Source organism: Bdellovibrio sp. MYbb2, from assembly GCF_056175685.1.
The window spans coordinates 1,339,329-1,362,579 of the sequence record NZ_JBJKJI010000001.1 but is presented as its reverse complement, the minus strand read 5'-3'; the positions used below and the strand labels follow the sequence as shown (position 1 = coordinate 1,362,579).

Here is a 23,251-nt window from a genome sequence, read left to right as displayed (position 1 = left end):
CCGTTAAAAAGGCAAACTGCCGGTAAATTCCAAACGCAAACCGACGACATAACCGCCGGTGATTTCTTCATACATATCGTAAAGCCCGCCGTCTTTCCCCTGATAGCTCTGGGCAAAGATGGTGGAGGTAAAATAGTCCGTCCAGTTATAACCATAACTGGCGTTCATAAAAAGATCCTTGGTGGTGTCATTCTGATAAAGCTGGAAGAACACGTCATGACGGTTCGGATTCCACTGAGCACTGACGTAATAAGACACTTGAGTTTGCGTCCCCATCAGCGTGTTGACCTCATAAGCCGTCACCTGAGGCAGCACCACCCAGTTCCCCAGGAACAAATCCATACCCACGGTCCCAAAGCTGCGGTCACTTTTGATCGTATCCGGTAAAGTGGTGTCATCCACATAGCCGTACTCAAATTTGGGAACCGCCGTTTCAAAAGCATAGTTGGCGGTAAAACCATAGTGATTACGGTTCAAAATCTGCGCCGACACCAGCGACAGACCAAAACCTTTGACGTCCATTTTCAGACGCCCACCAAAGCTGGTGTTCTTTTCTTCAACTGGTTCGGGCGCGGGAACCGGATATGTGGATTCGGCAACGTCGCCGATCCCCACCAGTTCCAAAGACCACGTTTCTCGGGCATAAGAAAAAGACGCCCCGGTCGGATGAGTCAGCTGATCCTGGAACGGATCAAAGAACAATCTTGCCCAGCGGCGGCCGGACCATACGTCCAAAGAAGGCAGGGACCACATTTCGCTCCAGCGGATGGCCTGACGACCCACACGCACATAGAATGAATCCAGTTTGAATTCCAGATAGGCTTCCTGCAAATAACCTTTTGAAGGAGACCGGCGGATATAGGCCTGATCTTCATTGCCTTCAAAGTCGCCAAAGCCTTCAATGAAGATTCCGAATGGCCCCAAGTTGCTGTTCAGTTTGCCTTTCAAAATAAGACGGTTCGCAAGTTCGTCCTCCTGACCACGGATATACTCGTAGCGAGGCGCAAACACCAAGTCTGCCCTCGCCCAAGGAGTCATCATCAGAAGTGTCAGAAGAACCAGAAGTCTCACTTATTTCATGCTCTCCATATTGCGGACCGTAAAGAAGGAATCACTGAAGTCCTTCTTATCCATGGAAAGAATGCGGATGTAGCTGATTTGCTTATTAGTGTCTTCGATTTTCAAAGTCGTTGGGCGAACTGCGCCCGAGATGCTTTTATAGTCTTCGAACGCTGCGCGCTTTAGAACCGTCTTGCCGTTCAGACCCAGATATTCCGCACGCAACGGAGCAAACGAGCCTTTTTTAAGCCACAGACGAACCCACGCATAAGTCAGGTTGTCTTTGTTGCCTTTCAATAGCAGCTGAACCTCGTTGGCGTTTTCACTTTCTTTAGTCACATCATAGTCGCCGTACCAGCGAGTGCGGGAAATATCCCCGTTCGCCACTTGACCTGAAAGCTTTTGCGCCAATGACAGACGCATGGAACGCTTCAGGTTTGGAACATAGGCATTAAAATCACGATCCAGCATCAGCATGTTGCGACCCTTGTCGCGGGCAGGTTCTTTGGTGACGATCAGGGTTTTGTCCTGACCTTTCAAATAAACCTGAAAAACCGAGGTGTTTTCAGACGTCTCGACCTTGATTTTCATTTCATAGGATTCAGCAGGGTTGCGGATATTGTCCGCTTTTTTCACCCATTCGGCCGGGTTTTCCGCCAGGGCATGCAAAGAGAATAACAAGCTGCTGATCGCCAAAAGTGTCTTCATGACATCTCCTTATTTTTTTCTTTTAGACAAAGCCAGTTCACGGGTCAGTTCGATTTCCTTGTCAGTGATGATTCCGGTGTGACCCTGAATCGCTGCAAGTTTAACCCCGTGGCGTTTCGCCATCTGATAGATCTGTTTTACTTTGTGCCACTCGATATCGCGGCCCATGGTGAAGGGCTCATACTGACCTTCCAAAGTCAGCAGGGCTGTTTCCGCCAGACACGCATACACCGTGTTCCCCGGAAGACCCATATCAAAATTCATTTCCACCGGCCCCGGCAAGACCACTTCACCAGATTCAATAATCAAAACATCCGGACGCTGTTTGGCATCCTCGATATCAAAATCCAGAGGACGAGAACAGTCACACACCACCGCGCCAGGCTTCAAGCGCATGACGTCGACAATCTTGTGATCAAATGCCGAAGTCGCCGTCACCAGCACATCCGCATCCGCCGCCAGGTCATTGGCATCGGTGGTTATGATGACTTCACAGTTTGGTGACATCTGCTGGATTTCCTGGCGCAGTTCTTCCAAGCGGTTCAGTCGTGGAGCCACCAGGCACAGACGTTTAAAGATCATTGATAACAGCTTCGCTGAAACTTTACCGATTGATCCCGTCGCCCCGATAACCATGGCCATACCATCGACATAGCCCGTGTTCGGATCCTGCTTCAACAGGCGCATCTTCTGCACCACATCGGCCAGGGCCCACAAGGTGGCCGAGGCACTGAGACTGTTCCCGGTAGTGACCGGAATCGGGCTGTTTTGATTGATTGTAATCCCCTGATCGCCCACGATTTTCGTGTAAGCGCCAAGGCCGATCATTTTCGCCCCACGATTGGCGGCATCGTAACAGATGCTTTCAATTTTGCGATAAATCACTTCAGGGTCAGAATTCTTCAGCACCTTCGGAGTCGCTGGCAAGGCATAGATGATGCCGTTGATTTCCTTGCCATTATTTTCACTGATGATGTGCTTGATATGACCGTACACGAACGGCGGCGCTTTCGCGGCCATCCGGTCAAATGGATCATTCCAGGTTTTTGGCATATGCTTCAGCACACCCAAGCCCGGTACATGCATAAAGTCATTGTGAGAAAGCGCATGAATCACAAAGGCAAAATCCGGCTCCGGCTGGCTGAACACTTTGTTGCGAACCGCATTGAACCCTTGAGAGATCTTTGTCTGCGTAGATGAATTTCGGGTCATCACGTATTTACGCGCCACCTGCCGGATCTCGACGTCCTCGGTGATCAGCTGTTCCCATTCTTCGATGGACAAAGCAGCCGTGCGTTTATGCGATAAGCGCAGCATCGCATCCAGAACGGAATAGTTCATATACGGATGCACCCGGTAGTTTTCTGGGAACAGATTGATGATACTGCGCGGAGAATACTTTTTGGCTTCTTCTTCCATCGCCGGGTGTGAAGACCAGATCACCAGATCCTTGCCGCGCACAAAATCCGTCGCCTGATCAAACAACAGCAGCATCGGCAGATCACAGAACACGTACTGCACGTTTTCAACCTGAGCTGCCAAAGAAGACCGGCTGATCTTCTGCATCTTGGTTTGCGCCAATGGAGTATTACGTTTCATGTCCTTGATGTTAGCCACATTCAAAGCCAGCTTTGAAAGAGTCATCAAACCCGGGAAGGGCTGAATCATCCACGGCAGACCCAAAAGCGAATACGCATCGCCGATATACACCGACTTGCGGTAACGGTGACGGATGTATTCTTCAAGCTCGGTGCAAAGAACAGCTGTTGGGAAGAACGTGCCCCGTTCCGGCTGGATGATGCCGGATTCAATATGTTTTACCAAAGAGTTGATATTGGCAATTTCACGCAACCCCGTCCCGTCACACAACGGCACCGGCGAAGGAGTCGCCATGATTTCCAAGTACTGGCGATGCACGTAACTTTTCTGATCCAGCTTGATCACCGGCGGCAAACTGGTCAATGCAAACGCATCCACCTGATTACGCAAAGTTTCGATCAGTCTGACAACCGCATCGACCGAGAAATTGGCACTGAAGCGCTGGACTTCATAGTGATCCCCGGCAAAGTCAAATTCGTAGGCGGCATCCCAGTGCGGGCGTCCGAAACTGATCTCAGCGATTCGATACGTACGCTTCATATCCGCTCCAGAATTTTTGTTCGTATTGGAAGAATTCAGGACACCATGTTTCGCCCAGGACTTCCCGGGTGCTGGTGGTGTCATAAATCGGGAAATTCATAAGATAATGCAGTTCTTCTTCCGGGAAGCGCGCGATGAAGCTTGAAAGCTTCAGCACCAGGGCCTCGGAAATCTTATCGATCAGGATCACGCCTTTATGAGGAATAGCCTGGGACTTCAAGGCCGAAAGATAAAGATCACGAACCGGCAACCCCTGATTCGGGGTCACATGGAAACTGTGATAGCCCTGCGGTTTGGTCTGCACCGCCCACTCGCAGAACTTCACAATGGCTTCAGCACACTTGTCGACCGGAACCAGCGGCAAACGGGTTTTATCACTACCCGGAAGAGGCAAAGACGTCGGAATGGATTCGACCACCGCCCGGATTTTATTGAAGGCTTCGGCCGCATGATAAGGCCCGTCGATCCGCTCGATGCTGCCGGTTTTCGTGTCCCCGACCAAAACACCCAGGCGCAGATTGATGCGGCCGGTGGTGTGCACCGTCGGCCAGTTCTGCAGAACCTGTTCGCCATGGGCTTTGGATTCAGAATAAGCATCCGGGAAAGTCTTTTGGAAGTTCAAATCGTTGGGCTTTACCACCGTCAACGGGGAATTAATTCCCGCCGCCACGGTGCTGGTGTTTACGAAGAAAGGAATTTCAAGAGCTTCGGCCACTTTTAAAGCAGTGCCCATGGCCGAGATATTGTGCTGATAGCAATCCACTTTGGGTGCGGTCAGTTCATACAATCCCGCCATGTGCAGAAACAGCGCGTATTTCTTTTTGCGTAAAGCATCCAGATCCAGGCCTGCATTCCACTGACAAAGGTCTCCCTGGACTTCGGTCTTGCCTGAACGGGACAGCACGTCCACTTCGAATTTTTCGCGAAGCAAAGGAATGACCCGTTTACCCAGGAAGCCTGTGCCTCCGGTAACGAGAATGCGTGGTTTGGTCACGATGACCTCCGAATAGAACTATTGTCGGACCATGACTGGCAGTCCGTGATGCAGGCAACGAACTGTGATTTCCTGAACATCTCTGAGAAGGATCTCGCCATCCCCAAAGAAAGTCAAAGCGCGCTCGGGATTCTGGCTCTTTAGTCTGAACTCTTTCAGCTCAAATGACTTAAAGACCGGCGATTTTTCGACGGAACCGCGACGAAGATGGTAAGCCGCCAAAGTGTGACCAGGAATACTGTTGGTTTCAGAAAGAAGCAGGTTGACCGTACCGTCGGTATTGGAAGTAAACGGAGCCGGTACAAAACTGGATCCGATCTTTTGCTGATTGTTGATCAAAACAATCGGAGACGACGTTTCGACATTCACCTTGCCGGGAATTTCAATTTCCAGACCCCAGCCTTCCGGATTCCAGGTGCGAATCGCTTCGGCGGTCATCATGGAATAAACACTCGGCCCCATTTTCTTGACCGCATGATAACTTTTCTGTGCAAGGAAACGATAGGCTTTTGCTGACTTCGGGCAGTTCGCCAAAGTCTGCAGATGAGAACGGAATTTATTGGCAAGCTCTGCCGCTTTCGCCGGAAGGCCCAGGCCTCCGTTGGTCAGCATGTAAGCAACTTGTTCGCCGGAGCTGACTTCAATCACGTCGATGTTTTTCACAACACCTTCAAAGATGTTGCGAACAGCAGTGTCAATGCGGGTGGAAACTCCGATTTCGTGGGCAAGGTCATTGGCTGTTCCGGATCGAACAATGGCAATCGGAGGCAGCTTCCCGCCGTTCTGGTATTTCATGATGGCTTGGATCGCCACGTTGATAGTGCCGTCACCACCGCAGATAATAAAGTAGTCCGTTTTCTTCGCTTGTTCTTCCTGAACAAAGTCAAACATCTCTGTCATCGTCGAAGGACGACAGAAACGCAGATCGCAACGGAAAAGTGCTTCACGCACCTTCGCCTCGATCAACTCTGCATTCACAGAGCCTGCTTTGGAATTAACAAGGACGGACACTCTCATAATTTTTTGTTCTCCGAAGGTACCTTATAGCAAACCTCATACCGAACATGTCTCGCTTTGGGAACTTCTAGATTGCATTTGAGCCCTTGAAAGCCGCCCTAAAACGTCAATTTGGCACCGCTGACCAAAAAGTGATCACTTTGAGACAACAGTCCACTCGCATCTGTTTGGCGACATTTCCTCTCTGTAATCCGAGCCACGACGAACGGTGTACGCTCATAAACTCGCGGAGCACAAAATAAAAACTGTGGCTCCTAAGATCCCTCAATTTATCTTGAGCACTTCTTAACAGATTCCGAAAAGTATTATGAAACTAGACGTAAAAACCTCGTAAAAGGCACGTAAAAGGTACTGTATATGTTCAAGAAATTTTCAACCACGTTCACACTGATGGCCTTTGTCCTAACAACATCGGCTTGTACTATGAGCCTGGATCGCTTTGGCGAGATCATTTCTCCATCCACAGGCGATGATGATCAAACTCCAAATGTGACCGTGATCAAAGGAAAATTCCCACTGGGACAACCAGCGTTTAATCTGCAGCACAAGTCATTTTTAAGCGCAGCCCCTGGAAACAAATTTGTCTCTGCTTCCTTGTTTGAACATCAAATCTATGTGGCCACCGCTGACGGGAAAATTCTAAAAAGCATCAACCTGCCTGCGGCCGCAAAATGGCCGGATGGTGAAATCGTATCACTGGGTGTGGATTCAACGGGCTTGATTTATATTGGTCTTATCGAAAGAGACGGTGGAGGCAACCCGGTTCGCGAATACATTCAAAAGTACAATCTTGATGGCGTTCCTCAAGGTATCTTTAAGGAATTTACCCAAGAAGGCGGCACATTCCCGTCTGCCCAGGACATTACCTTTGATTCCAGTGACAACGTGTATCTGGCTATGACCTATTTCTATCAGATCCGCAAATACAACAAAACAACGGGCGCACAAATGGCGGATTACGGAGCCGGCACTTCCGGCAGTGCTGATGGCGAATTCTGGGGTAACGCCAAATTCACCCTTGATGCCACGGGGCACGTTTACGTTGTTGATAGCTGGTCAGATCGACTGCAAAAGTTCCTGCCCAACGGAAGCTTCGACAGCAAAATCACCTGGCCGACGCAAATCCTGCCGGTCCCACCAGCGACGGTTGCATACAGCAATGTTGGGAATCTGGCATTGCTATCCGATGGAAACTTCCTGATCAGTCAAAGCGACAGTAACGGCTACCTTTTTGCATTTGATCCAACCGGAGCCTTGCTTTATATCACCGATGGCAGTGCGGGGGCCACTCAGTTCACAAGCAGCCCCGTCGTCTTTGCTGAAGCTGGGAATGAAGTCTATGTCATGAACAGCAACACAACCCGAGTGTACAACAAATTCACGGGAGTTTTGGCCCGTAAATATGATCCGACTTTATCGAATGCACTGGGTGTGGCCCGCGATTCACAGGGCAACACTTATGTCAGCGACATGGGCGGCATCAAACGATTTGATACCACCGGGTTCAATGACCTGTCCTTTGCCGCGGGCGCCATGATGTACGATATCGACATGGACAGCCAAGGCATCATTTACGGTGCGAACCTGCTTACTGGCAAGATCATGAAGTACAATCCAGATGGAACTTCCGCCGGCGAAATCACCCCGACTGGCACGGCGTATTTCCTGGATATCGTTCATGACAAAGACCTTGATATCGACGTGATCTATCAAACTGATGCCGCCAACGGATTAATCAGAAAGCTGAACACTTCCGGTGTTGAACTGGGCACCCTGGGTGCTGGCAACATTATTTCTCCGATCAGTGTGGCAGCGACAGCCGACGGCGGCGTCGTCGTTTCCGATGCCGCCAACACCGGACCAGGTGCACCTTTCCGTGCACTGGTCAAAATCAATGCTGACAACACCGTTGCATGGACCATCTTGCCGGGTGCGGCGGGTAACCTCGCCACCATTTTCGGAATCGCCGAAGACACCGACGGCAGCATCCTGGTAGCGGATGCTGGTGGTAACAAAGTAGTCCGCTTCTCTGCGGCCGGGGCACACATGACCACCTATGGTCAGGCTGGTGCGGCGGCAGGTGATTTCACGATGCCCGTCGACATCATTCTGGATGCGGGCCGAAACTTCTATGTCTCGGAAGCTGGTAACAGCCGGGTGCAGAAGTTCAATTCCGCCGGCGTTGTGCAGGCAGAATAAAAAAAGCGGCCTAAAAAGCCGCTTTTTTCGTTTTATGTGGAACGCAAAAGTTCCGGGATGGATTTCTTCAAAAGCTTTCGGACCGGCCACAAACTTGCCACCACCGTGGCGATCATCGGCAGCAGTAACGCCTGCAGATAGTGGCTGGGCTGAATATCCAGGAACACAAAGAACTGTCGTGTGATCCCCGGAGCCGGAGGCATCGGAATCCCCTGACGAAGCAGGGTTGCATCCACCAGGATCGCAATGCAAATCCCCAGGAATCCACCCAGCACACCCAGCAAACTGTTTTCAATCATCAGGATCTTAAACAGACGGCTGCGTTTTTCCCCGTTCGCCCGCAATGCCCCCATCTCGCCCGCTCTTTCCAGCAAGCCAGTGGAAATCACATTAAAGATCCCCATCGCCACAATCACCAGAATGATCGAACGGATGAACGAAAACTGTGCATTCAGGAAGTCCACAGAGTTCTGATAATAGTTCTTGTCCAGAATCTCGAATGGCACCGCTTCCAGGGACGGATTGGCTTTGCGCAAATCTGCATCAACAGCCTTCCACGCTTCCACGCCTTTCGTTGCCAGCGAAAACATCTCGACGCGAGTGGTATCAAGCAACGCTTGAGCCTGCTTCAGATCCACACGATAGAAGGAATCATCGATGACTTTCTTACCAGTGAAGAAGATCCCTGCCACCGTCAGATCCGCCCCGTTCAGCTGACCGTTCACGGTCTGAGTCAACAACGTCACCACATCGCCAGTTTTGGCGTCGATACTTTCTGCCAGACCTTTTCCAAGAATGATCTGATCCTGACCCTGCAGATCGTGGCCTTCGATAAAGTTCATCTCGGTAAAGAACTTGTTTTCTCGCTCGGGAATCACGCCCTCGCCTTTACCGCCAAGGGTGATGCCACCTTTGACGATAAAGGAATAAAAAGACACGCGCGGGAAGACTTCGGTCACGGACGCAGAACTGCGAATCTGTTTTTCGATTTCATCCGCATTTTCAAACCACAGTTTCCACGGGGTTTCGTGAACTTTGCCGAAATAGTTCTGCGGGAATACCTGGCCGTAACCGTAGTAACCGTGAATAACGTTTTCACGGTACTGGTTCATCACACCCGTGTTAAAGCCCTGATAGATCAACAAACCTGCAGCCCCCAAAGCCACCGTACACAAGCTGGCCCAGGTGCGACGAGGATTTCTGAACAGATTGCGCCAGGAGATTTTCAACAGTTCCAACATTATTTATCCCCCTGGCTTTTCGTGTTGTCGATCATGCCGTCTTTCATGCGATACACGGATTTGGCAAAACTCACCAGATGCGAATCGTGAGTCGAGAAAATGAAGCTGGTGTTTTCAGACTTCTGCAGTTCTTTGAATGCGTTGATGGTTTTTTCCGCCGTCACCGAATCCAGATTCGCCGTCGGCTCATCGGCCAGAACCACCGCAGGCTTTTTTGCAATCGCGCGGGCAATGGCCACACGCTGGCGTTGACCACCGGAAAGCTCCAGCGGCTTTTTCTTGGCGTGATCGGCAAGACCCAATAAGTCCAAAGTCTCCATCGCCACTTTCTGGGCGTTGGCGTGGTTGTAACCCAAAGAAGGCAGGAAGTAGGACGTGTTTTCAAGTACGGTCAAAGTGGGAATCAGATAGAATGACTGGAAGATGAAGCCAACCTTATGCAGACGCACGTTTTCTTTTTCAGACTCTGGCAGATGAGTGACATCTTCACCGGCAAATTCCAAATGCCCATTGCTTGGAGTATCAATCAAACCCAAAAGATTCAGCAACGTGGTTTTACCGGTTCCACTCGGACCCACGATGCAGGTGAAACAGCCTTTTTCCAGTTCCAGATCAATACCTTTCAGCACCGGCACTTGTTTGCCGTTCCAAAGGTATGAATATTCCAGGCCCTTAAGACGATACAGAGCACTCATGTTGCTGACTCCTTGAAGTTAAAGATAGAAGCGGAAGCCGATGGCGATAAAGGCGCCGGACAGATTCAAGTCACGCTGCTCGCCTGCGGCCGTGGTGACTTTGTCACCGCTGTTCACCGGACCTTTGAAAGTGGTGACAGATTTGGTGTATTCCAGATTCTCGATATTCAGCTGACGGTATCCCATTTCCACAACAATGGTGGTGGTGTCGGTCAAAAGACCTTCATATCCCAACGAAGCATTCAGCAAAGTGCCAGAACCTTTGGCTTCAACATCATGATTGGAAACACCGGGGAAGGCTGTTTGCCCGTCTGTTGTCAGAGTGTAGCTGTTCTTCATGGTCACGCTGGCAGCACCCACACCCAAAGCCACAAAGGACCGCGATCGTGCATTGCTTTGCAAATTGAATTCAACACCCAGCTTTGGAGCATAACCCAGAATCTGGCTGTCGGCGGTGTACAGCTCGGTTTCAGAAGCGTTGGTCGCCGAAGAGCCTTCAATAGCGCTGGGTCTGATGATCTCAAGACCGAAACGCAAGCTCATATACTGGCGCGTGTACAGGAAGCCGAACTCGCCACTGTAGTTGTATCCGGAACCACCACTGTAACTCAACCCCGTGGCTTCACCATCGAAGGCCCCGGTGCCAATCGCGGAAGGCCCCGCCGACACATCAAAGTAAGCGGCGAAGGTTTCATTGTTGATATTAAAAACGCGGGCCTGCGCCGAAGTTGCAGAAATCAGCAGTGCCGCAAAAAGAAGTCCCCGCACGATCACGACTACTCCGTGATCAGGTCAATAACGACCTTGCTGGTGCTTTTTTTGCCAGCAACCTGATAGACGCGAACCTTGGTGTTCTTTTTCAGATCCAGAGTCAGATTCAAAGAGCTGTCGACAGGATCCAGACTCATGTTGGTCTTCACCACCGCCATCGAACCTTTCAGTCGGTCTGTCAGACGCTTTTGATCGATATTGGCATTCGGCATCTGAGCAAAGTCCACCACCAGACGCTGAGGATTTTTCTTCAGCTCTGCATAGTAGTAACCGGGCCAGCCGCGCAGCATGCCGCCGTTGATATCACCGACATCAATCACGATACGCTCGACTTTTTTACCCGCATCCGCAGTACGGCGAACGTCCATCAAGGTGAAGCCGGTTCCGGCAAGACCACCGAAACTGACACCTTCACCAGAAAGAATTTTGGAGGCAGCAGGTTTGCTTTGTTGTTTGGAGATTGCGCCTTGAGCAGGCAAAGCCAATAGAGCGGCCAATACACATCCAATGTACTTCATCATGATCGACTCCTTTCGAACACATCCCTTAAGCCTAAAGGGGAACACCCCTTCTGCCAACCCCAAATCCCCTTTTTTACCCTGTCCCGCCCCGTCTCAAACCAGGAACCTTTCGCGGCGCAGGGTGACGCTTTTGGGCCCCATTTTTGTAAAAAGGGGGGCTGAGGTCGAATATATAGGGGCTGAATAGATTCTCACAAGGCACAGAACTTGGATCCCTAGGCATTGTTGAAAGATTTTTTAACTTTGGGAGTGCTTTATGAAAAAGCTCATAACAATGGTTCTGACTGTATTTGCGCTGGCAGCCTGTCAGCCGGGAAATGACGGCGGTGGCAACAACACCGTAACCAACCCTGGTCAGATCGCGACCACACCACTGCAGCTTCCGTGTATCAACGGAACGGCTTACTGTAACAACGGTGCCTACGCCAACTATCAGGGTTGGATGCCTTATCCAGGCATGTACAACTATGCTTACAACTATTCGAACATCTTTGCCCAGCAAGGGTTCTGTGGTTGCCCGAGTGGTTACCTGCCAACTTACAACGGCACATTTGGTTTGGGCTGCGTTCAGCAACAGCTGATCATGCCTTACTGGAATGATTATTTCTTCTGGTCTTACGGATACGGCTGGGGCTTCGGCTACATGTCCATTCCGTCAGCTCCGCAGATGACGATCAATCATCCGCAGTATTCAAACATTCCAACGAATTCTAACAGCTTCTCCAGCTGCTCTCAGACCCTCACTCAGAGCTGTGTTTTGAGCCAAGGGAACACTTGCGGTGTCGGGGCGACATGCCGCCAAGTTCTGTCCGGTTCGAATCTTGGAGTTTGTGTTAAAAACTAGAGAGGCGCGGCACTTCTCGACCGTTTTGACGGACTAATATGCCGCATCAAACGCCCCCTTTGGAATAACCACCAAAGGGGGCTTTCTATTTCTGCCTGGCCTTGCTTCGGGGGCGGCGGCCTTGGGAGGGGGAGGGTCCCTTAACTGGGGCACGGGCTCCTGCCCTCTGCCGGCCTTTCGCTTCGCGACCATCCTGGGCCGGAGGCCCCTGTTAAGGGACCCTCCCCCTCCCAAGGCCTCTTTCCCGGCATGTCCAAACGGAAAGAGAAAACCCCCTTTTTCTTTTCACCCGCCCAAACGCTGGGTCTTGCTGCCTGTGTGGTTTTCAAGGAAAATTTGGTTTTAAAAGTGCTGTCATTTGACCCGTCTGGTGGCGTCGGGTTGAGTCATTTTTTTATCCGGGTTTTTCGCTTTATTTCAGGGCTTTTTCATGGAAGAACGGAAGGGTGTTTTTCACTCTATTTCGGAGGTTCCTATGAATACGACCAATCCTCTTTTGCAACCCTTCAAAAACAAAGATCAGGCTGTGCCTTTTGATCTGATCAAAGTTGAGCACTATGTGCCGGCGGTTGAAGAAGCCATCAAGATGGCAAAAGAAAATGTGGCTAAGATCAAAGCCAATCCGGCGGTTCCGGATTTTGAAAATACGATTGTGGCTTTGGAAGCGGCCAGCGTTCATGCTGATCAGATTTCCACGATCTATTCCAACCTGGAAGTGGCTCATGCGGATGAAGCGCTTCAGGCTTTGGCTAAAGATATCTACCCGATGCTGACGGCGTTGAGCTCTGACATCTCTTTGGATGCTGAGATCTTTGCGCGTGTGAAAGCGGTTTACGACAAACGTGCATCTTTGAATCTGAATCTGGAACAAACTCGCCTGCTGGAAAAGACTTACCTGTCTTTCACCCGCAACGGGGCTTTGCTGGAAGGTGCTGACAAGGAAACTCTTCGTCAGATCGATCAGGAGCTTTCTGTTCTTGGTCCGAAATTCTCTGAGAATGTTTTGAAGGCGACCAATTCTTTCGAAATGCTTTTGGATAAAAAAGAAGATGTTGATGGCTTGCCCGAGGGCACCCTTGAAGGTGCGGCGGCTTTGGCGAAATCCAAAGGTCATGACGGCAAGTGGATGTTCAATCTGCAGATCCCTTCTTACCTTCCGTTCATGACTTATGCAAAAAACCGTGCGCTTCGTGAGAAAATGTGGAGAGCGTTTTCTTCCAAAGCCTTCAAAGGTGAATTCGACAATCAGACCAACGTTCTGAAAATTGTTGAGCTTCGTGACAAGCGCGCGAAAGTTTTAAAATTCACCACGCATGCTGATTTCGTATTGGCAGAGCGTATGGCGAAAAATCCAAAAACTGTTATGGACTTCCTGAACAAACTTCTGGCGGCTTCCAAGAATGCCGGCATGAAGGACGTTCAAGAGCTGACAGAGTTCGCGGGCAAGCTGGATGGTCTGAAAGAGATCAAACCTTGGGACGTGGCTTATTATTCTGAAAAACTGAAAGAAGAGCGTTACGCGTTCAACGAAGAGGACCTGCGTCCTTACTTCAAACTTGAAAACGTGGTTGAAGGTGTTTTTGCTCATGCGAAGAAACTTTACGGCCTGACTTTCAAGGAAAACAAGGAAATCCCGGTTTATCACCCGGAAGTGAAAGCTTACGAGATCTATGAAGATGCCTCCGGCAAATACATGGGTCTGTTCTACACGGATTACTTCCCGCGCGAGACCAAAAAAGGCGGAGCTTGGATGACCCAGTTCCGTTCACAAGGTCTGATCGACGGCGAAATGAAACGCCCGCACGTCAGCATCGTGTGCAACTTCACGCAGCCGACTCCGACCAAGCCGTCACTTTTGACTTATGACGAAGTTCGCACTTTGTTCCATGAGTTCGGTCACGCTTTGCACGGCATGCTGTCTGAATGTACTTATCCTTCCCTGAGCGGCACCAACGTTTACTGGGACTTCGTGGAGCTTCCTTCCCAGATCATGGAAAACTGGGTTGGCGAAAAAGAGGGCCTGGATATCTTTGCCCGTCACTATGAAACCAACGAACCCATGCCGGCAGAGCTGATCGAAAAATTGAAACGCTCCCAGAAATTCCAGGCGGGTTACATGTCCTGCCGTCAGATCCAGTTCGGTCTGATGGATATGGCTTGGCATTCCACCAATCCAGACACCATCAAGGACGTGGACGCATTTGAAGAGCTGGCAACGGCCGAAACCCGTCTGTTCCCGAAAGTGGATGGCGCGAATTCCTCTTGCAGCTTCGGCCACATCTTTGCTGGTGGTTATTCTGCAGGTTATTACTCTTACAAATGGGCCGAGGTTCTGGATGCGGATGCCTTTGAGTACTTCAAGGAAAAAGGCCTGTTCAATCAGGAAGTGGCCAAGAAGTTCAAAGACAACGTTCTAAGCCGTGGTGGCACCGAGCACCCGATGGATTTGTACAAGAAATTCCGCGGTCGTGAGCCGGATCCAAACGCTCTTTTGCGTCGTGATGGACTGATTTAATGAAGAAGAGTTCGATGGACAAAGAACACAAACAGAGCAAGCTGGTTTTGAAAGAAAACGGCAGCATTGGTTTGGTCTATCGCCTGGAGACTGCGCAAGCGGTCTCTTTGGCTAAAAAGGTCGCGGAATTTCTGAAAGAACGCGGCTTTGACGTCTTCACCTGCCCTGATCAGAAAGTGGTTGCGGGCACGAAGGCGGCGAAAACCAAAAAGCACATGGACGATCTGAAACTGGTGATCGTTCTTGGCGGTGACGGAACGTACTTGCGTGCCGTTCGTTTGCTGGAAGGTCGCAGTGTTCCTATTCTGGGCTTCAACATGGGCTCGTTGGGTTTCCTGACAGCTCACAGTGCGGATTCCTGCTTTGATATCATCGAAAAAACTCTGGATGGAAAAATGGTTCAGCGTCCGCGCTCCATGATCCATTCCAAAATCCTGCGCAAAGGAAAGGTTCGTGCCGAGTACCACGCGCTGAACGACATGGTGATTGAAAGGGGCTCGATGTCCCAATTGATCAACACGGCGATTTATTCTGAAAAGTTCCTGGTAAGTCAGGTGAAGGCCGATGGTTTCATCGTGGCAAGTCCTTCGGGCTCCACGGCGTACAATCTGGCAGCGGGTGGCCCGATCTGCCATCCGGAATCCCCGGTGTTTGTGGTGACCCCGGTGGCGCCTCACAGCCTGACTTCCCGTCCGTTGTTGTTCCCGGATGACCGGGAGCTTTCTTTCCGTCTGGAGGGTAAAACCCAAAAGGCCCACTTCATCGTGGACGGACAGAAGATGACCGAGCTGACGGCCGATGACGAAGTCATCATCAGCCGCTCTTGTTATGACCACTGGATGGTTCGTGAAGCCAATCACAACTATTTCCATTTGCTGCGCGAGAAACTGAAATTCGGCGATCGAAACTGAGCTTAAGGAAAGATTATGTTACTTGAGTTGAAAGTGTCCAATTTTGCGATTATCGAAAACCTGCATGTCTCTTTCAAAGAGGGACTGAACATCATGAGCGGTGAAACCGGTGCCGGTAAATCCGTTCTGCTGAAAAGTCTTTCCCTGTTGATGGGCGGCAAAGGTTCCAGCGACACCATTCGTACGGGCGCCACTCAGGCGACCATCGAAGGTTCATTTGATATTTCCTCCCGCCCCGACATTCAGAAAATGCTGCACGATATGGGCATTGAAGCCGAAGAGCAGACACTGATTGTCCGCCGTGTGCTGAGCGCTGGTGACAAATCCAAGGTTTATCTGAACGGCGGCTTAAGCACCCTCAACAGCTTGAAAGATATCGTGGCTCCGATGGTGGAACTGGCAGGGCATTCGGCTCCGCTGATTGAAATGACCGGCCAGCACGAAAATCGCAACCTGATGTCCAAGCACTATCACCTGGATCTTTTGGATCAGTACGCCGGCACCTGGGACAAGCGCTTGTTGTTCACTGAAAAATTCAACCGCTATCACGCGATCTTTGCTGAAATCAAAAAGCTTGAAAGCGACGCCAAACAAAAGGCGCAGCGCCTGGATTTTTTGACTTATCAGCGTGATGAAATCGCCAATCTGGATCTTTCCCCGGGCGAAGACCACGAACTGGAAGTCGAAGTCAAAAAACTGAAAAATTCAAATCGTATTGGTGCGTTTGTGGATCAGGCTGAATCAGCTCTGTACACGGACGATGATTCAGCCATCAGCCGCCTGAATGCGATCCTGAAAAAAGGCCTTGAGATTTCCAACGTTGATCCGCAAATCGCGGCGAAACTGGAAAATCTGGAACAGGCCAAGACGTTGATTGATGAAAGCATCTATGACCTGCGCCAGTACGCGAACAAGATCGATGCCGACCCACAACGTCTGGAAGAAGCTGAAAGCCGCCTGAGCGACTTGCGCAAGCTGCAGAAAAAATACGGCGCGACTGTGGATGACATCCTGAAAGCCCTGATGGAGATGGAAATTGAAATCTCCAACCTGCAAAATTCTGAAAGCCGCGTGGAAACTTTGAAAAAAGAGGCCAGCATTATTTTGAAAGAGCTTGAAGCCCTGGGTGCGGATTTGCACAAACGCCGTCAAAAAGGAGCCGAGCTTTTGGCTGACAGCGTGAACGCGGAACTGCTGGATCTGAACATGAAAGGTGTGACCTTCCATGTGATGACCGAAAAACTGCAGGAACTGGCTTCCACAGGACTGAGCGACGTGGAATTCCTAAGTCAGACCTCCAGCAAAGATGCAAAACGCCCCCTGGCGAAATTTGCCTCTGGCGGAGAGCTGAGCCGTATTCTTTTGTCACTGAAGCGTGTCGTGGGTTCCAGCAATCAGCCGCGCACTTATCTGTTTGATGAGGTGGATACGGGTGTATCTGGCGAAACGGCAGAAAAAGTCGGCCGTAAATTGCGCACGATTGCCAAAGGACAACAGGTTGTCTGTGTGACTCACCTTCCGCAAGTGGCAGCATTCGGAGATATTCACTTCTTTATCCAGAAGTCTCCGCAGAAAGAATCGGTCTCGATGCTTGTGTCAGAACTCAAACAAAAAGACCGTGTTCAGGAAATCGCCCGCCTTATCAGCGGTGAAAAGATCTCGAAAACATCCCTGGCCCATGCCGAGCAACTCTTGGCAGAAGCCAAACAAAACTAAGTCCTTTAAAAGGCTGCCTCCGGGCAGCCTTTCTAATTTGTAAGTTCCCCACCACAAATCCCATCCCCTACCATTAAGGCCTACACTCATATTTTTAAGGAGACGGGCTATGATTCTTGTTATGGGGGCAACCGGACATATCGGTTCAAAAATCACCACTCACCTTCTCGCCAACGGCCAACAAGTGCGCTGCGTGGCCCGCAAGTTCCCTAACAAAGAAGCCTTCCGCGGTGCCGAGCTGGCACAAGGTGATGCCAATGACGTGAGCTTCCTGATGGACTGCATGCGCGGCTGTTCTGCAGTGTTTACGATGATTCCACCGGACATGAGCGCCAAAGAAGTGCGCTTTTACCAGAACAAATTCGGCGAAGTGATCGCCGAAGCGATCGAAGAGGCCGGCGTTAAAAAGGTTGTGAACCTTTCCAGTGTGGGTGCTGACCTTGAAAGCGGTACGGGCCCGATCCTGGGTCTGCACGACCAGGAAGAAAGACTGAACTCCATCACCCGCGCGGACATCGTGCACCTGCGCCCGACCTATTTCATGGAAAACCTGCTGACCGGAATTCCCAGCATCCTTTCAATGAACCGCTTCTTCGGGACCATGTCCGGTGAAGTGCCCGTCCCAATGATTGCCACCCGGGATATTGCCGCTCGTGCGGCGTTCCTGCTGATGCATCCGGAATTTAAATCCTACAATGTCGAGTATCTGCTGGGCGAACGGGATGTGACTTTCGATGAAGCCCTGCGCATCCTTGGCCAAGCTATCAAAAAGCCCGAGCTGGAATACGTCGAGGTACCTGAACAGGAAATGAGAAACTACCTGATCGGCGCGGGCCTGACCGAAGACTGGTCGGATGCCATGCTGGAAATGAGCCGCTCCTTTAACAACGGCTCGATCGCCGGCACCTTCAGCCGTGATAAAAAAAACACAACCGCGACGTCTTTGGAGGAATTCGCCAGAACAACATTCCTGGATGCTTACACACGTGCCCAGCGCGCTGACGCAGACAGAAAATCCCGTCCATCCTCGGAGCGTGAGGCCAGACCGTAAGGTCTTGTGCTTCCCAATTCCCGGAAGATGGTGATAGCCTTTTCGAATGAGAAAAAGTGTATTGGCTATCGCACTTCTGGGAGTTTCCTGCATGCACAAAAATTATCTAGATTATCCGAAACCTGAAAAGATCAAAACTGAGCTGTCCAAACACGGGGACATCCGTATGGACGACTATTTCTGGCTGCGTGAGCGCGAGAATCCTAAAGTCGTCGACTATCTGAAAAAAGAAAATGCCTACACCGCCGACATGATGAAACCGGCTAAAGAGCTGGAAGAAAAAATCTTTCAGGAGCTGAAATCCCGTGTGAAAGAGGACGAATCTTTCGTTCCGGCCAAAGATGGCGACTACTGGTACTCTGCCCGTTATGAAGTGGGCCAGCAATACCCTTTGCACACACGCCATAAAGGCAGCCCGACAGGTCCGGAAGAAATTCTGATCAATGTTCCGGAGCTGGCAAAAGGCCATACCTACTTCAGCTCGACCGGCCCGCGCATGAGTCCCAATCATAAAATGATGGCCTATGCTGTGGATACCGTGGGTCGTCGCTTTTACACGATTCATTTCAAAGATCTGACCACCGGGAAAGTTCTTGAAGATAGAATTGAAAATGTCACTGGCAACCTAAGCTGGGCCAATGACAACGAAACGATCTTCTATACTGAACAGCATCCCGAAACCCTGCGTTCTGAAAAGATCTACCGTTACAACATCAAAACGCACAAGAAAGACCTCATCTTCCACGAGAAAGACGACACCTTCAGCGTTTACGTTTACAAGTCTTTGTCTGAAAAGTTCATTTTCATCGGCTCTTACAGCACTCTGACAACTGAAACACGCTTTATGTCCGCGGACACCCCGCAAGGGACTTTCAAGGTGTTCAATCCGCGTGAACGTGCGCATGAATACTCGGTCACTGATGGCGGCGACAAGTTCTATATCGTTTCCAATAAAAATGCCCGCAACTACAAACTGATGGTGGCGGATCTGGATCACACAGAGGAAAAGCACTGGAAGCCTTTGATCCCGCACCGTGAAGACACTTATCTTGAAAGTGTGACGGTGTTTAAGAACTTCATCGCCCTGGATGAGCGCCACAACGGTTTGACTCAAGTACGTATTGCAGATCGCAACGCCCAGAATCCTTACGAACTGAAATTTGCGGATCCAAGCTATCTGGCGTCTGTCGGTGACAACCGTGAATACGACACTGAATGGCTGCGCTACAACTATGAATCCATGCGTCTGCCGGATTCAGTTTATGACCTGAATGTAAAAACCAAAGAGCAGGTTCTGAAGAAAGTGAAAGAGATCCCGAACTACAATGCGGATCTTTATAAAACTGAGCGCGTGTTCCTGACAGTTCGCGACGGCACTAAAGTTCCTGTGTCCCTGATCATGAAAAAGGACTTCAAGAAAGACGGCAAGTCCTCGATGCTGGTTTACGGATATGGATCTTATGGCGCCAACATGGACCCTTGGTTCAGCAGCGGCCTGTTCAGCCTGGTGGATCGTGGTTTCGTCTATGCCAAAGCCCACATCCGCGGAGGCTCTGAAATGGGTCGTCACTGGTATGACCAGGGCCGTACACATTCCAAGATGAACACCTTCAATGACTTTATTGACGTGACAGATGCTTTGATCAAAGACGGCTATTCTTCAGCAGACCACACCTTTGCCATGGGCGGCAGTGCCGGGGGCCTTTTGATGGGTGCGGTGATGAATCTGCGCCCGGATCTTTACAAGGGCATGGTCGCACAGGTGCCGTTCGTGGATGTGATCTCAACGATGCTGGACGATAGCATTCCGCTGACAACCAGCGAATACGACCAGTGGGGCAATCCGAACGTGAAAGAGGATTACGAGTACATTCGCAAATACTCCCCTTACGACAACGTCAAGGATCAGGCTTATCCGAATGTTTTGGTGACGACAGGTTTCCACGATTCTCAGGTTCAATACTGGGAGCCGGCGAAATGGGTGCCGAAGCTTCGTGAACACAACAAAGGGACTTCGATGATTCTTTTGAAGACTGACATGGAGTCAGGTCATGGAGGAGCTTCCGGCCGCTTCGATCAGTTGAAAGAAACGGCCACGGAATATGCGTTTATTCTGATGGTTAACGGGAGTAAGAATTAATCTCTTACGTCCTGCACGATGATCAGCGCACTGAAAGTGTTGAACTTAACAGTTTCGCCGGTCTTCTGGCTTGTCCAGTACTGAGAATTGATGTACTTCACGCTGCCATCCTCATTCAACACCGGAGTTCCGTCCGGATTGATTTCAGGGATGGTGGCGCGCTCAGTTTCTTTCACACGGTTGAACAACTCTTCAGCTGTTTTGGCATCCTGACGGGTGCAACCACCGGAAGCGCGGCCTCCAAGATAGTCCGTGTATTTCTTGTAAACTTCGTGCAAAGCCAAACCGTTGTCCACGTCATAGAAGATCGCAAACGGCATGGATGAATCCCATGAACTGGAGTGGTGATCCTTGGACAGGAATTTCGGTGTGTAATAGCCTGTCGGCGTCTGGGACCAGTAAGATTTCGCCGGAGCCCCTGTGCACTCTTTATTCTTACGTTTCAACTCAAGACCTTCACGGCCTGTAGAAACTTTGGAATTGATAACAACACGGCCATATTCATACACGCGCATTGTCTGAGCGGTACGACCCTGTTCAGCCTTGTTGATCACGATCACATAGCGGAAATCACGCAGCCAGGGTTTCGAATAGAAATCCTGCTCGTTGAAAGCCTGCTGCTGCCTTAGATATTCCGGCAAACGTGTCGTAATAGCTTTTTCGTACGAATAGACCTGGCTGTATTCCTGGTCTTCATATTTACAGTCATTAAACGCGTTTTTCACCTTACCCCAGAACGAGGCCGAGGCGGATTGACTGACAACCAGAGCCGCGGCAACGACTCCGTACTTCATAACGTTCTTCATAATCACTCCGTTCTTTTTATGAAAAGACGAATTTCATACAGCAAAGACTTTGCCACATTTTGAGACACTGATCTGAAATCTGGAGGCTTTGAACGGAAAAGGCCCCTGAAAGGGGCCCTTAAAAGTCACGTAGTAAATAAGTTCAACACCGGCTGTTTGGGAGCCTTAGAAACCCTCGATAGTACCCACCTGGCGTTCGTCATCAAAAGGGATCACATCACTGGCTGCGGATTGTTTCGCAACCTTCTTAGGCGGAACCTTCGAAGCCTGAGAAGCCTTCACAACCGGAGCTTTTCCCAGAGAGGCTGGTGCGGCGGCCGGAGCCACTGCGGTCACGCCCCCTTTGCCGTGAATCACTTCATTTAACTGCGAAGTCAGCTTCTGCGACGTCGCAGCCATCGAGTCGATTTCGGCACTGGAAGCCGCGATTTCTTCAGCGGAAGCGGCATTGCTTTGAGCAGCCTGATCCAGCTGGTTCATGGCTTTGCTGATCTGCTGAATGCCGGCCGTCTGTTCCGTACTGGCAGTCGCGATTTCATTATTCAGATCAGACACCTTTTTAACGGAAGTCACAATGTTATCCAAAACCATACCGCTGGAGCTGGCAATCTGACTGCCCTCTTCCACTTGTTGTACGGATTGTTTGATCAACTGAGTGATGTCTTTGGCGGCCGAGGCACTTCTTTGCGCCAAGGCACGCACGGCTTCGGCCACAACGGCAAAGCCCTTCCCCTGTTCTCCGGCACGTGCGGCTTCCACCGCCGCGTTCAGGGCCAGCAAATTTGTCTGGAAGGCAATATCGTCGATCACGTGAATGATTTCTTCGATCTTGCGGGATGAACCGGATATTTGTTCCATGGATGAAATCAGCTTTGAAATTTCGCTCTGACCTTTTTCAGCCACGTCACGGGACGAAGCTGAAAGACTTGCGGCCTGTTTGGCGTTGTCCGAATTCATCTGTACCATGGAAGAAAGCTCTTCCAAAGACGCCACGGTTTCTTCCAGGGACGCTGCCGCTTCCGTGGAAGACTGGGACAAACTTGTCCCCGCACTGGTCATCTGGGTCACCGCACCCGCCACGTGATTGCTGGCATCAGTCAGCTGTTCAGAAATACCAGAGATCTCTTTGGACATACGGGAGGCAATCCACAACAGTGTCCCGGAGATAAGAATGTTGCCGATGATGGTGGTCAGAATATTCCACATCTTTACAGACTGCTCAGCCTGATGAGCCAGTTCCCCTTCGGCCATAGCCTTGCCTTCATAGATCTTCAAGGCTGCGGCTGTAAATTCACTGACCGGCACGCCAGCCACGGTGTAATCGCCACGCAGAAGCTCTTCCGCCTTTTCCAGGCCGGCAGCATCTTTGGCTTTCAGATTTTTCAAAATGTCTTCCATGATAGCCAAAATTGCCGGGAATTTGTCCTGAGCTTTGTCGAACAGGGCTTTTTCTTCGGCAGTGAAAGGCGTCTTGGTGTATTTTTCATAATCCTTGCGATAGGAATCCAGGGCCTGCTCGGCCATGACCAGCTCACCGTCAATGTCTTTGCCCGCCTTGAAAAGGCTTAAGGCAGAATAAGCGCGAAACCCAAAGGCATTTCGGGAAATACGCATATCCGTCAGAATCAGGATATTGGGAATGATTTCGTTGTGCGAACTTTTCAGGAGTTCATTGACCCGGCCCACCCCGTTGACGGAAATAACTCCCACCATACAGAAGGCCACAATCGGAAGGGCTGCTGCGAATAACAGTTTGCCTTTGATGCCGCGAAACCAGGACGTGATGTTGCCCATAGATGTAAAACTCCTCGATAACGTTCTGATTTACTCTTCGTTTTTAATAGAACTTTACTGAAGGGTTCGGGACAGTTTCTTAACGGAAGGTAATTTTTTAGACCTGGTCGGTGGACAAAGCTCTCGCCTG

Annotated in this window: 19 protein-coding genes; 8 read left to right on the top strand and 11 right to left on the bottom strand. The window is 50.4% G+C overall.

Annotated features, from left to right (window positions below):
* Positions 1-3: 3 nt before the first annotated feature.
* Genes AC04MQ_RS06665 through AC04MQ_RS06645 form a run of 5 tightly spaced genes read right to left on the bottom strand, consistent with a single transcriptional unit; the run spans position 4 to position 5,917 of the window.
* Positions 4-1,071 (bottom strand): hypothetical protein, encoded by a 1,068-nt coding sequence (locus AC04MQ_RS06665; RefSeq protein ID WP_475391608.1) that lies wholly within the window; start codon positions 1,069-1,071, stop codon positions 4-6.
* Entirely contained in the window at positions 1,072-1,767 is a 696-nt protein-coding gene (locus tag AC04MQ_RS06660; protein WP_015092181.1) for an outer membrane lipoprotein-sorting protein, read from the bottom strand. It abuts the gene before it with no gap.
* 9 nt (positions 1,768-1,776) lie between these two features.
* Positions 1,777-3,906, bottom strand: a complete 2,130-nt coding sequence (locus tag AC04MQ_RS06655; protein ID WP_475391606.1) for a dehydrogenase — start codon at positions 3,904-3,906, stop codon at positions 1,777-1,779.
* Positions 3,881-4,900 carry an SDR family oxidoreductase gene (locus AC04MQ_RS06650; protein WP_015092183.1) on the bottom strand — a complete coding sequence of 340 codons (1,020 nt, stop codon included), beginning with the start codon at positions 4,898-4,900 and terminating at the stop codon, positions 3,881-3,883. The genes AC04MQ_RS06655 and AC04MQ_RS06650 overlap by 26 nt, the downstream gene beginning before the upstream one ends.
* Positions 4,901-4,918: 18 nt before the next feature.
* Positions 4,919-5,917: a diacylglycerol/lipid kinase family protein gene (locus tag AC04MQ_RS06645; protein WP_041577952.1), complete on the bottom strand. Its 999-nt coding sequence runs from the start codon at positions 5,915-5,917 to the stop codon at positions 4,919-4,921.
* A 357-nt stretch (positions 5,918-6,274) separates the two neighbouring features.
* On the opposite strand from AC04MQ_RS06645, the gene AC04MQ_RS06640 reads away from it, so the two are divergent.
* Positions 6,275-8,116: an NHL repeat-containing protein gene (locus tag AC04MQ_RS06640; RefSeq protein ID WP_475391603.1), complete on the top strand. Its 1,842-nt coding sequence runs from the start codon at positions 6,275-6,277 to the stop codon at positions 8,114-8,116.
* 32 nt (positions 8,117-8,148) lie between these two features.
* Here AC04MQ_RS06640 and AC04MQ_RS06635 read toward each other — a convergent pair whose 3' ends face one another.
* The 4 genes from AC04MQ_RS06635 to AC04MQ_RS06620 are packed head-to-tail and all read right to left on the bottom strand — an operon-like array spanning position 8,149 to position 11,344.
* Positions 8,149-9,357, bottom strand: coding sequence for an ABC transporter permease (locus AC04MQ_RS06635; RefSeq protein ID WP_015092186.1), 1,209 nt, complete (start codon positions 9,355-9,357; stop codon positions 8,149-8,151).
* On the bottom strand, positions 9,357-10,052 hold the full coding sequence (locus tag AC04MQ_RS06630; protein WP_475391601.1) for an ABC transporter ATP-binding protein: 696 nt from the start codon (positions 10,050-10,052) through the stop codon (positions 9,357-9,359). The genes AC04MQ_RS06635 and AC04MQ_RS06630 overlap by 1 nt, the downstream gene beginning before the upstream one ends.
* An 18-nt stretch (positions 10,053-10,070) precedes the next feature.
* On the bottom strand, positions 10,071-10,826 hold the full coding sequence (locus tag AC04MQ_RS06625) for a hypothetical protein (protein WP_015092188.1): 756 nt from the start codon (positions 10,824-10,826) through the stop codon (positions 10,071-10,073).
* A gap of 2 nt (positions 10,827-10,828) precedes the next feature.
* The gene (locus tag AC04MQ_RS06620) at positions 10,829-11,344 is read right to left on the bottom strand and encodes a hypothetical protein (protein ID WP_015092189.1); all 516 of its coding nucleotides are present in this window, start codon (positions 11,342-11,344) and stop codon (positions 10,829-10,831) included.
* A gap of 256 nt (positions 11,345-11,600) precedes the next feature.
* Between AC04MQ_RS06620 and AC04MQ_RS06615 the strand changes: the two genes are divergently transcribed.
* From AC04MQ_RS06615 to AC04MQ_RS06585, 7 genes are all read left to right on the top strand, one after another.
* Positions 11,601-12,188, top strand: a complete 588-nt coding sequence (locus tag AC04MQ_RS06615; protein ID WP_041577954.1) for a hypothetical protein — start codon at positions 11,601-11,603, stop codon at positions 12,186-12,188.
* Positions 12,189-12,437: 249 nt separating this feature from the next.
* Positions 12,438-12,725 carry a hypothetical protein gene (locus tag AC04MQ_RS06610; RefSeq protein ID WP_148278865.1) on the top strand — a complete coding sequence of 96 codons (288 nt, stop codon included), beginning with the start codon at positions 12,438-12,440 and terminating at the stop codon, positions 12,723-12,725.
* Complete coding sequence (locus AC04MQ_RS06605) at positions 12,664-14,703, top strand: M3 family metallopeptidase (RefSeq protein ID WP_015092191.1); 2,040 nt, start codon at positions 12,664-12,666, stop codon at positions 14,701-14,703. Before AC04MQ_RS06610 ends, AC04MQ_RS06605 begins: the two co-directional genes overlap by 62 nt.
* Positions 14,703-15,614, top strand: a complete 912-nt coding sequence (locus AC04MQ_RS06600; RefSeq protein WP_041577955.1) for an NAD(+)/NADH kinase — start codon at positions 14,703-14,705, stop codon at positions 15,612-15,614. Before AC04MQ_RS06605 ends, AC04MQ_RS06600 begins: the two co-directional genes overlap by 1 nt.
* A gap of 15 nt (positions 15,615-15,629) precedes the next feature.
* Positions 15,630-17,330, top strand: coding sequence for a DNA repair protein RecN (recN, locus tag AC04MQ_RS06595; protein ID WP_015092193.1), 1,701 nt, complete (start codon positions 15,630-15,632; stop codon positions 17,328-17,330).
* A gap of 109 nt (positions 17,331-17,439) precedes the next feature.
* Positions 17,440-18,381 (top strand): NmrA family NAD(P)-binding protein, encoded by a 942-nt coding sequence (locus AC04MQ_RS06590; RefSeq protein WP_015092194.1) that lies wholly within the window; start codon positions 17,440-17,442, stop codon positions 18,379-18,381.
* Positions 18,382-18,427: 46 nt separating this feature from the next.
* A complete protein-coding gene (locus AC04MQ_RS06585) occupies positions 18,428-20,521 on the top strand; it encodes a S9 family peptidase (RefSeq protein ID WP_015092195.1) in 2,094 nt (697 codons plus the stop codon).
* Here AC04MQ_RS06585 and AC04MQ_RS06580 read toward each other — a convergent pair.
* A complete protein-coding gene (locus tag AC04MQ_RS06580; RefSeq protein ID WP_015092196.1) occupies positions 20,518-21,327 on the bottom strand; it encodes a L,D-transpeptidase in 810 nt (269 codons plus the stop codon). The two genes, AC04MQ_RS06585 and AC04MQ_RS06580, sit on opposite strands and share 4 nt — an antisense overlap.
* A gap of 165 nt (positions 21,328-21,492) precedes the next feature.
* Positions 21,493-23,121 carry a HAMP domain-containing methyl-accepting chemotaxis protein gene (locus AC04MQ_RS06575; protein ID WP_015092197.1) on the bottom strand — a complete coding sequence of 543 codons (1,629 nt, stop codon included), beginning with the start codon at positions 23,119-23,121 and terminating at the stop codon, positions 21,493-21,495.
* Positions 23,122-23,251 lie beyond the last annotated feature (130 nt).